The sequence below is a fragment of the Janthinobacterium sp. CG_23.3 genome (assembly GCF_046115965.1).
In the GTDB taxonomy this organism is placed as follows: domain Bacteria; phylum Pseudomonadota; class Gammaproteobacteria; order Burkholderiales; family Burkholderiaceae_D; genus Janthinobacterium.
In genome coordinates, this window is sequence record NZ_JBJXIB010000046.1 from 27,805 (window position 1) to 39,904 (window position 12,100).

The 12,100-nt window shown below is 62.4% G+C and carries 12 protein-coding genes; 4 read left to right on the forward strand and 8 right to left on the reverse strand.

Going from position 1 to position 12,100, the window contains the following annotated elements; translation table 11 throughout:
• Positions 1–16: 16 nt before the first annotated feature.
• Positions 17–799 carry a 5'-methylthioadenosine/adenosylhomocysteine nucleosidase gene (locus ACFDR9_RS12855; RefSeq protein WP_409031235.1) on the forward strand — a complete coding sequence of 261 codons (783 nt, stop codon included), beginning with the start codon at positions 17–19 and terminating at the stop codon, positions 797–799.
• A gap of 47 nt (positions 800–846) precedes the next feature.
• On the opposite strand, the gene putA is transcribed toward ACFDR9_RS12855, so the two are convergent.
• Complete coding sequence (gene putA / locus ACFDR9_RS12860) at positions 847–4,506, reverse strand: trifunctional transcriptional regulator/proline dehydrogenase/L-glutamate gamma-semialdehyde dehydrogenase (RefSeq protein ID WP_409031236.1); 3,660 nt, start codon at positions 4,504–4,506, stop codon at positions 847–849.
• 209 nt (positions 4,507–4,715) lie between these two features.
• On the opposite strand from putA, the gene ACFDR9_RS12865 reads away from it, so the two are divergent.
• Positions 4,716–5,171 carry an Lrp/AsnC ligand binding domain-containing protein gene (locus ACFDR9_RS12865; protein ID WP_010393827.1) on the forward strand — a complete coding sequence of 152 codons (456 nt, stop codon included), beginning with the start codon at positions 4,716–4,718 and terminating at the stop codon, positions 5,169–5,171.
• 117 nt (positions 5,172–5,288) lie between these two features.
• Here ACFDR9_RS12865 and ACFDR9_RS12870 read toward each other — a convergent pair whose 3' ends face one another.
• Positions 5,289–6,269 (reverse strand): LysR family transcriptional regulator, encoded by a 981-nt coding sequence (locus ACFDR9_RS12870; RefSeq protein WP_017878187.1) that lies wholly within the window; start codon positions 6,267–6,269, stop codon positions 5,289–5,291.
• Between the two features lie 188 nt (positions 6,270–6,457).
• Here ACFDR9_RS12870 and ACFDR9_RS12875 point away from each other — a divergent pair, with 188 nt between their 5' ends.
• Entirely contained in the window at positions 6,458–6,763 is a 306-nt protein-coding gene (locus tag ACFDR9_RS12875; RefSeq protein WP_026133213.1) for a hypothetical protein, read from the forward strand.
• A gap of 26 nt (positions 6,764–6,789) precedes the next feature.
• Here ACFDR9_RS12875 and ACFDR9_RS12880 read toward each other — a convergent pair whose 3' ends face one another.
• The 5 genes from ACFDR9_RS12880 to ACFDR9_RS12900 form a co-directional block, all read right to left on the reverse strand.
• Entirely contained in the window at positions 6,790–7,389 is a 600-nt protein-coding gene (locus tag ACFDR9_RS12880) for a chalcone isomerase family protein (protein WP_409031237.1), read from the reverse strand.
• A gap of 231 nt (positions 7,390–7,620) precedes the next feature.
• Positions 7,621–7,872, reverse strand: a complete 252-nt coding sequence (locus ACFDR9_RS12885; protein ID WP_026133214.1) for a YfhL family 4Fe-4S dicluster ferredoxin — start codon at positions 7,870–7,872, stop codon at positions 7,621–7,623.
• A gap of 12 nt (positions 7,873–7,884) precedes the next feature.
• Positions 7,885–8,382, reverse strand: a complete 498-nt coding sequence (gene coaD / locus ACFDR9_RS12890; RefSeq protein WP_026133215.1) for a pantetheine-phosphate adenylyltransferase — start codon at positions 8,380–8,382, stop codon at positions 7,885–7,887.
• A gap of 85 nt (positions 8,383–8,467) precedes the next feature.
• The gene (rsmD, locus tag ACFDR9_RS12895) at positions 8,468–9,139 is read right to left on the reverse strand and encodes a 16S rRNA (guanine(966)-N(2))-methyltransferase RsmD (protein WP_017878192.1); all 672 of its coding nucleotides are present in this window, start codon (positions 9,137–9,139) and stop codon (positions 8,468–8,470) included.
• Between the two features lie 187 nt (positions 9,140–9,326).
• Positions 9,327–10,220, reverse strand: coding sequence for a DUF6279 family lipoprotein (locus ACFDR9_RS12900; RefSeq protein WP_409031238.1), 894 nt, complete (start codon positions 10,218–10,220; stop codon positions 9,327–9,329).
• Positions 10,221–10,247: 27 nt separating this feature from the next.
• On the opposite strand from ACFDR9_RS12900, the gene glmU reads away from it, so the two are divergent.
• Positions 10,248–11,624: a bifunctional UDP-N-acetylglucosamine diphosphorylase/glucosamine-1-phosphate N-acetyltransferase GlmU gene (gene glmU, locus ACFDR9_RS12905; RefSeq protein ID WP_409031239.1), complete on the forward strand. Its 1,377-nt coding sequence runs from the start codon at positions 10,248–10,250 to the stop codon at positions 11,622–11,624.
• Between the two features lie 138 nt (positions 11,625–11,762).
• Here glmU and ACFDR9_RS12910 read toward each other — a convergent pair.
• Positions 11,763–12,100, reverse strand: a 338-nt coding sequence (locus tag ACFDR9_RS12910) for a hypothetical protein (protein ID WP_409031240.1), incomplete at its 5' end; no start/stop codon positions are given.

The window sequence follows — 12,100 nt, forward strand, 5'->3', positions numbered from 1 at the left end:
AACAGAGATCAGAACCATGAATTCGAACAAAAAATTACGTTTAGGAGTCATCAGCGCCCTTGCAGAAGAGCAAGAAGGGCTGGTAGAAGCCATGAAAGGCCCCCACAAGCTCACGCACGCCATGCGTGACTACACCCAGGGTAACTTGTGGGGAATCGACGCTGTGTGCGTTCTGTCGCGTATTGGCAAGGCTGCGGCGGCCATGACTGCCGCTATCCTTGTGGAAAAGTTCGAAGTTACCCACATTGTTTTCACGGGAGTCGCCGGAAGCGGGGATATTTTCGTCAAAGTTGGGGATATAGTTGTCGCAGAATCACTAGTTCAGCACGATATGGACGCCCGTCCCCTGTTTCCGCGCTTTGAGGTGCCGTTGACTGGCCTCTCGCGTTTTCCGTCGGATCTGGCGTTGAGCGACCACTTGGCGTTCTCAGCGCAGGATTTCCTGTCGGACGAGCTGAAAAGCGTCTTCAATGAGGTTGAGGCGAAGGAATTCGGTCTCGACGAACCGCGCTTGCACCGTGGCTTGATCGGCAGCGGCGACCAGTTTATCCACAGCCGCGCGCAGTTGGGCCAGCTCAAGGAGGCTTTGCCCGACTTGTTGGCGGTGGAAATGGAAGGCGCCGCAGTGGCGCAGGTGTGTTTTGAGCTTGGCATTCCGTACGCGGTGATACGGACGGTGTCGGACAACGCCAACGAAGACGCCGCAGTCGACTTTATGCGGTTCGTGCGGACAGTCGCGTCGCGTTATGCGTTTCACGTCGTAAAACGGCTGTGCGAGCGGCTGGTGGGACGGACGTAAAAAAACCAGAGGCTTTAGGCCTCTGGTTTTTTTTACCGTGAAAAAGCTTATGCGCCCAACGTCATCAGGCTGGCGTTACCGCCGGCTGCCGTCGTATTCACGCACAGCGCCCGTTCAGCGACCAGGCGCCACAATGGGATGGCCCCCTCCTGGGTGGTCTCGATCGTGCCCACCAGGGCCCCTGAGCGGCCCGCCAACATGGGTTTGACCTCGTTTGCCAGGGCAGGCTCGACCATTACGATCTGGAAATGATCGCCGCAGGTTGCTATCGAGCCTACCCACTGGATGCGATCCTTGACCGCCGCCGGCAAGTCGACCGGCACCAGCGAAGGCGACGACGACAATATCAGCGCCTTGTTGCCGGTTGCCAGCGCCGCTGCCAACTGGTTCAGCAGCACGCCGAGCGTTTCCGCCATGCACACCACTTGTCCGCGCTCGACGAAGCTGAGCGTGTTGCGCTCGCCGGTTGGGCCTGGCAAGACCGTGGTGCTGCCATGCAAGGTGGTGCGCGCGTATTCGTTGGCCAAGTCCGCGACTTGTTGATGGCCGTGGCTTGTGGCCCATACCGTCAAGGCGTCCAGCGCCGGCGTTGCCTGGCGCTGGTGCTGGGCGGGGGCCGGCGTGCCGCGTTGCAGACGTTTCAAGTAAAGCGGACCGCCGGCTTTTGGCCCGGTGCCCGATTTGCCTTCGCCGCCGAACGGCTGCACGCCAACGACGGCGCCGACGATGTTGCGGTTGACGTAGATGTTGCCGACATGCGCGCGGCTGGAGATGAAGTCGATGGTTTCGTCGATGCGCGAATGGATGCCCAGCGTCAGTCCGAAACCGCTGTTGTTGATTTCTTCAATCAATTGCGGCATTGCCGCGCGCTTGTAGCGGATCACGTGCAGTACCGGGCCGAACACTTCATGCGTCAGTTCCGACAGCGACTTGATTTCCAGCACGGTTGGCGCGACGAAGGTGCCGTTCACCGCCGGCAGATCGAGCGAAAAATGGTCGATGGCGGTGGCCTTCATTTTGTTGATATGGGCCAGCAGGTTGCGCTGCGCTTCGGTGTCGATGACCGGGCCGATATCGGTGGCCAGGCGGTCCGGGTTGCCAACGCGCAGTTCGCGCATCGCGCCTTTGAGCATTTTGACGGTCTTGTCGGCGATTTCCTCCTGCAGGAACAGCACGCGCAGGGCCGAGCAGCGTTGGCCGGCGCTGTCGAAGGCGGACGAGATGGCGTCTTGCACCACTTGCTCCGGCAGGGCCGACGAATCGACGATTAGCGCGTTTTGGCCGCCGGTTTCGGCGATCAGCGGAATGTCGCAGTTTTCGGCGACCGAGCGCTTCGCCAGGGTGCGGTTGATCAACTGCGCCACTTCGGTCGAGCCGGTGAAGATCACGCCTTTGACGCGGGCGTCGGCGCACAGGCCGGCGCCGACCACTTCGCCGCGGCCGGGCAGGAATTGCAGCGCGCCGCGCGGCACGCCGGCCTGGTGCAGTAGTTCGACGGCGCGGTGGGCGATCAGCGGGGTCTGCTCGGCCGGTTTGGCCAGCACCACGTTCCCGGCGGCCAGGGCGGCGCCGATCTGGCCGGTGAAAATCGCCAGCGGGAAATTCCACGGGCTGATGCAAGTGACCGGACCCAGCGCCAGCGTGTTCGGCACGTCGTGCACTTGCGCCGCGTAGTAGCGCAGGAAGTCGACTGCTTCGCGCACTTCGGCGATGGCGTTCGGCAGCGATTTGCCGGCTTCGCGGATCGCCAGCGCCATCAATTCCAGGCGGTGCGTTTCAAACAGGTCGGCGGCGCGGTTCAGCGCGGCGGCGCGCAGCGCCGGCTCGGTGGTTTGCCAATCCATGGCGAAAGCGCTGGCGCTGGCCAGCGCGGCGTCGACGTCGGCGGCGTTGGCTTCGACCACGCTGCCGACAACGTCGTCGTGGCGGGCCGGGTTGCGCAGGCTTTGCGCCGCCACGTCGGTGCCGATGCTCAATGGCGCGTCGATCAGCGGAGCGGCGTTCCAGTTGCGCGGCGCGGCCAGCGCGGCGGAGACCTCGCGCAGCACGTCTTCATTGGCCAGGTCGAGGCCGGCCGAGTTCTTGCGCTCGCCGCCGAACATGTCGATCGGCAGCACGATGCCGGGATGCGGCACGCCGCCCTGCGCGCGCGCGGCGGCGAACGGGTCGGTGATAAGCGACTCGATGGCGATCTTTTCGTCGACGATCTGGTTGACGAACGAGGAGTTGGCGCCGTTTTCCAGCAGGCGCCGCACCAGGTAGGCCAGCAGCGTTTCATGCGAGCCGACCGGGGCGTAGATGCGGCAAGGCTTGTCCAGATTGGCGGCGCCGACGACTTGGTCGTACAGCGTTTCGCCCATGCCGTGCAGGCACTGGAACTCGTAGTCGGTGACGCCGTCCTGTTTCGCCCAGGTGTAGATGACGGCCAGCGTTTGCGCGTTGTGGGTGGCAAACTGCGGATACAGTAGGCCGTTGGCGCCCAGCAGTTTCTTGGCGCAAACCAAATACGACACGTCGGTGTACACTTTGCGGGTGTAGACTGGATAGTCGATCATGCCGTCGACCTGGGCGCGCTTGATTTCGGCGTCCCAATACGCGCCCTTGACCAGGCGCACCATGAACTTGCGGCCGCTGCGCTTGGCCAGGTCGATCAGGAAATCGATGGCGAACGGGCAGCGCTTTTGATACGCTTGCACGACGAAGCCGATGCCCTCGAAACCGGCCAGCTCGGGGTCGAAGGCCATCGCCTCCATCAGGTCTAGCGACAATTCGAGGCGGTCGGCTTCTTCGGCGTCGATGTTCAGGCCGATGTTGTATTTTTTGGCCAGCAAGACCAGCGTTTTGACGCGCGGCAGCAGTTCTTCCAGTACGCGTGCGCGCTGGGCTCGGCTGTAGCGCGCGTGCAAGGCCGACAGTTTGACGGAAATGCCGGGGCCTTGTTTGATGCCGCGGCCGTTCGAGGCGCGACCGATGGCGTGGATCGCGCTTTCATACGAGGCGTAGTAATTGGCCGCGTCCGCTTCGGTGAGGGCGGCCTCGCCCAGCATGTCATAGGAATAGCGGTAGCCGCGCGATTCGTTGTCGCGGCTGTTTTTGATGGCTTCTTCGATGGTCTGGCCGGTGACGAACTGGTTGCCGAGCATGCGCATGGCCATGTCGACGCCTTTGCGGATCAGCGGTTCGCCGCCCTTGGTGATGAGTTTCGACAGGGCCGAGCTGAGGCGGTTTTCGCTGCTGGTGCTAACCAGCTTGCCGGTGATCAGCAAGCCCCAGGTGGCGGCGTTGACGAACAGCGAAGGCGATTCGCCCAGATGTTTGCGCCAGTCGCCCTTGCTGATCTTGTCGGCGATCAGGCGGTCGGCGGTGGCGCTGTCGGGAATGCGCAACAGGGCTTCGGCCAGGCACATCAGCGCCACGCCCTCTTCGGAGGACAGCGAGAATTCGTGCATCAGCGCGTCCACGCCGGACGAGCGGGTGCGTTTTTCGCGCACGGCGGCGACCAGCTTGTGGGCCAGCATCTGGGCTTCCTGGTTGGCGCCGGCGCCTTCCTGTTGCAGTTGGCCGAGCAGCCACTGGACCGCGTCGACCTCGTCGCGCCGGTAGGCGGCGGTGATGGCGGCGCGCAAGGGGGTCGGGTCGCGCAGGATTTCGGCCTGGAGCGCGGCGAACGGGGGGGCGGACGATGCCGGGGTGGTGGAAGGATGCATGGAAGGCTCTTTTAGAAAATAATCACTATGAAACACGCAGCAAAACACGCTGGTCGACGGCGGACTGGAGGCGAATTTGGCTGACCGGAAGATGATGCGATTGTAAGGCGAATTCTCATGGATTAATTCTGGTAATACACAGTACTAGCCATAGATTGTTTTTAATGCGACAATAAAACCAAATAATATTTATTTGGGGACTGTGGCTTATGTTGGACAAGATTAGTAAGAAAATACTGATGGAATTGCAGAGCGACGGCCGTATCAGCAACGTCGAATTGGCGGCTCGGGTGAACCTGTCGCCGGCCGCTTGCCTGGAGCGCGTACGCAAGTTGCACGAGTCGGGCTACATCATGGGTTACACCGCCCAGCTCAACCCGCAGTTGCTGGACGTGTCCCTGCTGGTGTTCATCGAAGTGGTGCTGGACCGCACCACGCCGGAAGTGTTCGACGCCTTCAAGCATAGCGTACAAATCATCCCGGAAGTGCTGGAATGCCACATGGTTGCCGGCGGTTTCGACTATTTAGTCAAGGCGCGCGTGAAGGACATGGCCGCCTACCGCGAATTCCTGGGCAAAACGCTGCTGCAGAAGGGGGTGCGCGAAACCCACACCTACGCGGTGATGGAAGAAGTCAAGAACACCACCAAGCTGCCTATTAAGTAAGGCGGCGCGCCGCCGGGATTTTCCCACCTAAAACAAGAAATTTTCACAGCCACTGACGGGCGACTACGTGGTCGACACTTAACTTGGCGGCACGTGGATCGCCCGGAGTCGTCGGGTTCAGTCGATGTCGTTTTTGGCGGCGATGCCGCCGCCGGACGCCGTGGCGCTGCGCAAGGTCACGGTGTTCATGCCTTCGAGGTGGCTGCGCAGCCATTTGTGCGCCGGGCTGCGGGCGTCGCGCTCATGCCACAGCATGTCGAGGTGGACCGCCGGCAGCGGGAACGGCAGTTCCTTGTAGATCAGCGCCTCGGTCATGCCGGTCGAGGCGATCAGGTGGCGCGGCAGCACCGTCAGCAGGTCGGAGTTCGCCACCACCCTGCCGGCGGTAAAGAATTGGTTGACGGTCAGCAGGATGCGCCGCTCGCGGTGGATTTGCGCCAGCGCCTCGTCGACCAGGCCGTGCGCGCGCCCCGAAAAGCTCACCAGCAGGTGGTTGGCCGTGCAGTAGTTGTCCAAAGTCAGTTCGACCTTGGCCAGCGGGTGCTGGCGCCGCATCACGCAGACGTAGTGGCCGGAGTACAGCCGCTCGTGGCGGATCGGCGAGCCGGTTTCGCTCGACAGCTGCGCCGCCACGCCCGGGAAGAAGCCGACCGCCAGGTCAATGTCGCCGCGCAGCAGCATCGGCCGCGGCTCGCGCGTGGTCAACGGCACCATGCGCACGTTGACGCCCGGCGCCTCGCTCTCGATCGAGCGCATCAACGACGGCAGCCAGAACGCCGCGGTGGCGTCGGCCATCGCCATGCGGAACGTGGCATGGGTTTTCGAGACGTCGAAGGTTTCCGGCGTCACCGCCGCCTCCAGGCTGGCCAGCGCCGAGCGCACCGCCGGCCACAGCGCTTCGGCCCGCGGCGTCGGCTTGACGCCGTAGGCGGTGCGGATCAGCAATTCGTCGCCCAGGCTTTCGCGCAGGCGTTTGATGGCGTTCGATACGGCCGGTTGCGTCATCGCCAGGTGGCCAGCGGCGCGCGTCAGGTTTTGTTCTGTCATGACGGCGTCGAAGACGCGCAACAAGTTCAAATCCAGCGTCAGAAAGCTCATGGTGGCCTAATTGTTTTCTTAAAAATATGAGTTAATTGGTAATGAGATATTCATGGCGCGCTGCCAGCGATGGAAATATGGCGCTCCACATTCATGATACATATAATTGGTATCAGAAAATGAAATTGGCTGTATATGTTGCACTGCACTATAGTAACTCATCAATTTCTATAATGCACTGGAACATCATGTCTACCGTCCTCTCCGCCGTCCCAACCGCCCTCGCCGCCGTACTGGATATTTCGCTGTTGAGCGCACTGCACATCGTCTTGAGCGCGGTTGCCGCGGCCGCCTTGCTGGCGTTGTTCAAACCGCTGCTGCTGGGCGTGGCGCGCGCGCTGCTGCTGGTGGTGAAACCCAAGATGAGCAAGGAGCAACGCCTGGCCGCGCGCCAGATGCGCGACGCGATGATGCTCAACCGCATGCTCAACGCGATGGACGGTTCGGCCCCCAGCCACGCCGCCGAACTGCGCGCGCTGGCGTCGCGCGCCTAAGCCTGGCAGCGCCGCCGCTGCGCGTCTCAGCGCGGCGCGCCCAGCAATTCGGGCTTGAGCAAGAAGTCCACCGGCTTCTCGCCGATCCAGATCTTCAACACCGCGTTATAAAACGCCTGGTCCAGCATCACTTCCCCGATCTTCCTGCCGTTCAACTGGCATTGCGTGCCGATGCTGGGAATCCAGTCCAGCGCCAGCACATCGCCCTTTTTCAGGCCCGGCAGCAAAGCGAACATTTGTCCGAACTGCATGGTCTGGGTCAGGATTTTGCTTTTATCGACCTTGTCGGAGTTGTTGTTCAGCCCCTTCATGAAGGCCTGCCCAAGCTCGTCCGAGCTGACATCGCGCATCATCACCAGCTGCACCCGGCGCGGGCCGGACAGGGCGAGGATCTCGGCGACGGTGTTTTTCTTTTCCGGCAGATAAAGGCCGGCCGCATAGACCTTGAAGATCGCCTTGTAGCGCACGCCTGCGCCGTTCAGCTTTAATTCCCTGTTCGCAATGATGACGGTGTCGTCTAGCTTGACGCCGCCGACCTCGAACGCCTGCGCGCCTTGGCTGAACGCGGCGGCCAGGCAGGCGGCGGCCAGCAGGCGCTTGACGCTGTTTTTATTTCTGACAATCATTAGGTCTCCACGGGGGATCGGGTTTGCACGGCGTATCGGCAAGCAGTGTAAAACAGTTGGCGTGCGCCGTCGCCGCTTATTTGATGCGGGCCGCGGGGACGGGAGGGGGCATTTTGTATGCCGGGGAAGCGGGAAAAAAACGCAGGCGCAGAGCCGGGGCCGGACCGTCAAGTCCGACCCCGGGGTTACGCCGCTGGTTTTGATTACTCCAACGACGCCCTTGCTCTGGTTTTATTGTCCGGCTTGCAGGCGTTCGTACTTGGCGCGCAGCTCGGTTTCGGTTTCGCGCCAGGCCGGGTTGAACGGGATGCAGCTGACCGGGCACACCTGCTGGCATTGCGGCTCGCTGAAATGGCCAACGCACTCGGTGCATTTGTCCGGGTCGATTTCGTAAATTTCGGCGCCCATGTAAATCGCTTCGTTCGGGCACTCGGGCTCGCATACGTCGCAGTTGATACAGTCGTCGGTGATCAGTAGTGCCATGGCTTTACTCGCTTATTCGGACGCCGCCGCGTTTGCTGCAATTTTCTGTTGCAGCCAGCGATCCACCGAGGGGAAAACAAACTTGGAAACGTCGCCGCCCAGCACCGCGATCTCGCGCACGATGGTGCCCGAGATGAACTGGTATTGGTCGGACGGGGTCAGGAACATGGTTTCAACGTCCGGCAGCAGATAGCGGTTCATGCCGGCCATTTGAAACTCGTACTCGAAGTCGGATACGGCGCGCAGGCCGCGCACGATGACGCGGGCGTCGTGCTTGCGCACGAAGTCCTTCAGCAGGCCGGAAAAACTTTCCACCTGCACGTTCGGGTAGTGGCCCAGCACTTCGTTGGCGATCCGCAGGCGCTCGTCGAGCGAGAAGAAGGGGCTCTTGTTCTTGCTGTCGGCGACGCCGACGATCAGCTTGTCGAACAGACCGGATGCGCGGCGCACCAAATCTTCATGGCCGCGGGTGAGCGGATCGAACGTTCCCGGATATACGGCTACAACCATTGCGGCTCCCTAGAGATGCACCTATATAGAACGCGCATTATGCCTGAAAAACAGGCGGCCCCTTGATACCGGGGCCGCCACCTGGCTATTCCGCGGCGTTTTCGCCGGTTGGCGCCGGTTTGTTGTAAGTTAGCAAATGATAGAAGACGGTGCCGGCTTTATCGGCGCGGATGACATTCCAGCAGGCCATCCAGTCCGGTCGCGCCGGCCCGGCCGGATCGTCGAAGCTCAGCGGCAGGCCGGACTCGGCGTAGACCAGGCCGCCGTCCTTGAGCAGCGCGGCGCACAGTGGCAGCGTGCGCGCCAGGAAATCCTGCTGGTATGGCGGGTCGAGGAAGATCAGGTCGAAGCGCTGGCCGCGCGCGGCCATGCTTTGGGCCGTCAGCAAGGCGTCGCCGCGCAGCAGTTGCACCTGGTCGGCGCGCAGCTTGGTTTTGATGTCGTCGAGCTGGCGGATCACCGGGCTGTGGGCGTCGACCATCGTCACCGACTGGGCGCCGCGGCTGGCCGCCTCGAAGCCGAGCGCGCCGCTGCCGGCGAACAGGTCGAGGCACTGGGCGCCGGCCCAGTTGCCGTCGCGCAGGTGGTTAATCCAGTTGAACACCGTCTCGCGCACCCGGTCCGGGGTCGGCCGCAGGCCCAGCGCGTCCAGCACCGGCAGCACCGAGCGTTTCCAGGTGCCGCCGATGATGCGGACCTGGTTCGAGTGTGGCGGCCGGTGGACCGGGACTTTGGCGGGTTTTTTTGGCTTTTGCATGGGGCGGCGGGAGTGATTCAGTGTCGGCCACTATAGCATATGGGGGTGGCCGGCCCGGGCGTGGGCGGCCGGGACGGCGCCGCCGGCGGCGCCAGCACAAGCGGCGGCGACCGCAGATCGGGTTAGCGGAGCGTAACCCGACAAGCGCCGCCACTGGCAAACGACGCCAGCCGGCGGCTTGCAGCGTTCAGCGCGCTTCCGCCGCCAGTGAGTTGAAGTCGTCGATCCAGCCCTGCATGCGCTTGACGGCGTGGGCTTTCTGGGTTGGCGTCGCTGTCTTGATCACCGTCAGCACCAGCCGCGCCGTGCCTTCGTTGTAGGCGTCGAAAAACGCTTTCTGCTCGGAATGCTCCATGCGCTCGAAGCTTTCCACGATCAACTTGTGGATCAGCGCCACCGTCGCTTCCTTGCCCAATTTTTCGCGCTGCACCTTTTGCGCCAAGCCGATAATGCTGCGCTGGCGCCGCAAACGCTCCTCGAACCACAGTTCGTTGTTGAGCGGGCGCGCGTCGGAGGCCTGGCGTATCAACTCCTCCTGTTCCCGGCTGAAGCTGCCGAACCACAGCTCGAACTGCTCCATCGACTTTTGATAGCGGAACTTCTGCCGCTTCGCGGCGTCGCCGCGCAGATACTTCTTGCGGTAGTCCTCGTTGTTCTTGGCAAACTTCTTTTCCATTTGGGCGATTTGCTCGGGGCGCAGCGAGCGCGCCAAGTCGGCCAGGTCGGGTTCGGCCTTGACGATCACTGCCTGGGCGCGGGTCTTGATGTCGGCGTAAGTGGCCAGCAAATCGGCCTGGGTCGGATTGCTCTGCAATTGGCGCTGGGCGTTCGTCAATACCTGGACGTAATCCTTCAGTTGGGTCTGCCGATGCCAGTGGAACATCTTGTCGATGTCCTTCTGGACCCAGCCCTTTTGGTCGGATTCGAGGTCGACGTAGGCGTTGAGCCACCAGTAAAGGAGGGTGTCGCCGTTGTTGTAGCTGAGCCGCAGCGAGCTGCAGCCGGCCAACAACACGAGTAGCAAAACCAGCAGGCACTGTTGCAGCCTGCCGCCGCGGAAGGGCGTGTTAAAATTTTTCATATTCTTAACTTAATTAATTCCACGCCTATGAATGTTGTCATCCTCGCCGCCGGCATGGGAAAGCGTATGCAATCGGCGCTGCCCAAAGTATTACATCCCCTGGCTGGCAAGCCACTGCTGTCGCACGTGATCGACACGGCGCGCAGCCTGGCGCCTTCCCGATTATGCGTTATTTACGGACATGGCGGCGCAGCCGTGCTGAACTTGCTTGAAAAGCAAAACGAGGGCCAGGCCACGCCCATCGGCGCCGCCTTGCAAGAGCAGCAACTTGGCACCGGCCACGCCGTCATGCAGGCGCTGCCCGCGCTGGACGACAACGCCGCCACACTGATCCTGTACGGCGACGTGCCGCTGACCAGCGCCGCCTCGCTGCAACGCCTGGTCGACGCGGCCGGCGCCGACAAGCTGGCGATCCTGACCGTGGTGCAGGCCGACCCGTTCGGCCTGGGCCGCATCGTCCGCGAAAACGACGCGATCGTTCGCATCGTCGAGGAGAAAGACGCCACCGACGCCGAGCGGGCGATCGGCGAAATCAACAGCGGCATCATGGTCGCGCCGACCGCGCACCTGAAGCGCTGGCTGGCCGGCCTGTCGAACCAGAACGCGCAGGGCGAGTATTACCTGACCGACATCGTGGCCCAGGCCGTGGCCGACGGCGTGGCGGTGGTGTCGGCGCAGCCGGCGGCGGAGTGGGAAGTGGCGGGCGTGAACAGCAAGGTGCAACTGGCCCAGCTGGAACGCATCCACCAGGGCAACATCGCCCGCGCGCTGCTGGAACAGGGCGTGACGCTGCTGGACCCGGCCCGCATTGACGTGCGCGGCGAGCTGATCTGCGGACGCGACGTCAGCATCGACGTCGGCTGCGTGTTCGAGGGCCGCGTCGTACTGGCCGACGGCGTCACGGTCGGCGCGCACAACGTGATCGTCAACGCCAGCATCGCCGCCGGCGCCCAGATCAAGCCGTTCTGCCACATCGAGGACGCCGTCGTTGGCGCCGCCTCGGTGATCGGGCCGTACGCGCGCCTGCGCCCCGGCACGGTGTTGGCCGAGGACGTTCACATCGGCAATTTCGTGGAAATCAAAAACAGCCAGATCGACGCTCACAGCAAGGCCAACCACTTGGCTTACATCGGCGACGCCACAGTTGGTTCGCGCGTCAACATCGGCGCCGGCACCATTACCTGCAACTACGACGGCGCCAACAAGTTCCGCACCGTCATCGAGGACGACGCCTTCATCGGCAGCGACAGCCAGCTGGTCGCCCCTGTCACCGTGGGCAAGGGCGCGACGCTGGGCGCCGGCACCACGCTGTCGAAGGACGCGCCGGCGGGCAAGCTGACGATCTCGCGCACCCGCCAGGTGACGATCGACGGCTGGCTGCGTCCGGTCAAGATCAAAAAGTAATCGCTCGATTACGATCCCGCAGCAAGCGGCGCTGCCCAGGCAAGCCGCCCGGCTTGCCTGTTCCTGCCGCCGTTGCCAGCATCCCGCGGCGCCCTCCTCCGCGTATTTTTTCTGTGGATAACTCTGTGGGAAAGCCTGTCAATACACATGGGATAAGCTTGTGCGCAAGCCAGGAATAAGCGCTGGATAACTTGGCAGTTTGGTAGAGAAACCGCATCGGCTATGACGCTGCGGTGTGTTCGCGGCCTGCCCGGCCGCGTAACTGCTCTTCAGCCCCGCTTCCGTCCACTTTGTGGATAACTTTGTGCATAAGCCGGCAAATAAGCGTTGGATAAGCATTGCATAAGCGGGGATAAGTGTCTCGATCGCCAATGCATGCGGCAGGGCGATTGCATGAAGGCGAAGGTGTAGCCGATGGCGAAGTTGGCAAATATTGCTTGTAAACTCGTTGAGAAAGGCGTTTACTCTCAATATTT

What these genes read in the sequence shown, in the direction of transcription:
- ACFDR9_RS12855 (WP_409031235.1), top strand. Translation starts at nt 17, where the DNA reads ATGAATTCGAACAAAAAATTACGTTTAGGAGTCATCAGCGCCCTTGCA.
- putA (WP_409031236.1), bottom strand. Translation starts at nt 4,506, where the DNA reads ATGCATCCTTCCACCACCCCGGCATCGTCCGCCCCCCCGTTCGCCGCG.
- ACFDR9_RS12865 (WP_010393827.1), top strand. Translation starts at nt 4,716, where the DNA reads ATGTTGGACAAGATTAGTAAGAAAATACTGATGGAATTGCAGAGCGAC.
- ACFDR9_RS12870 (WP_017878187.1), bottom strand. Translation starts at nt 6,269, where the DNA reads ATGAGCTTTCTGACGCTGGATTTGAACTTGTTGCGCGTCTTCGACGCC.
- ACFDR9_RS12875 (WP_026133213.1), top strand. Translation starts at nt 6,458, where the DNA reads ATGTCTACCGTCCTCTCCGCCGTCCCAACCGCCCTCGCCGCCGTACTG.
- ACFDR9_RS12880 (WP_409031237.1), bottom strand. Translation starts at nt 7,389, where the DNA reads ATGATTGTCAGAAATAAAAACAGCGTCAAGCGCCTGCTGGCCGCCGCC.
- ACFDR9_RS12885 (WP_026133214.1), bottom strand. Translation starts at nt 7,872, where the DNA reads ATGGCACTACTGATCACCGACGACTGTATCAACTGCGACGTATGCGAG.
- coaD (WP_026133215.1), bottom strand. Translation starts at nt 8,382, where the DNA reads ATGGTTGTAGCCGTATATCCGGGAACGTTCGATCCGCTCACCCGCGGC.
- rsmD (WP_017878192.1), bottom strand. Translation starts at nt 9,139, where the DNA reads ATGCAAAAGCCAAAAAAACCCGCCAAAGTCCCGGTCCACCGGCCGCCA.
- ACFDR9_RS12900 (WP_409031238.1), bottom strand. Translation starts at nt 10,220, where the DNA reads ATGAAAAATTTTAACACGCCCTTCCGCGGCGGCAGGCTGCAACAGTGC.
- glmU (WP_409031239.1), top strand. Translation starts at nt 10,248, where the DNA reads ATGAATGTTGTCATCCTCGCCGCCGGCATGGGAAAGCGTATGCAATCG.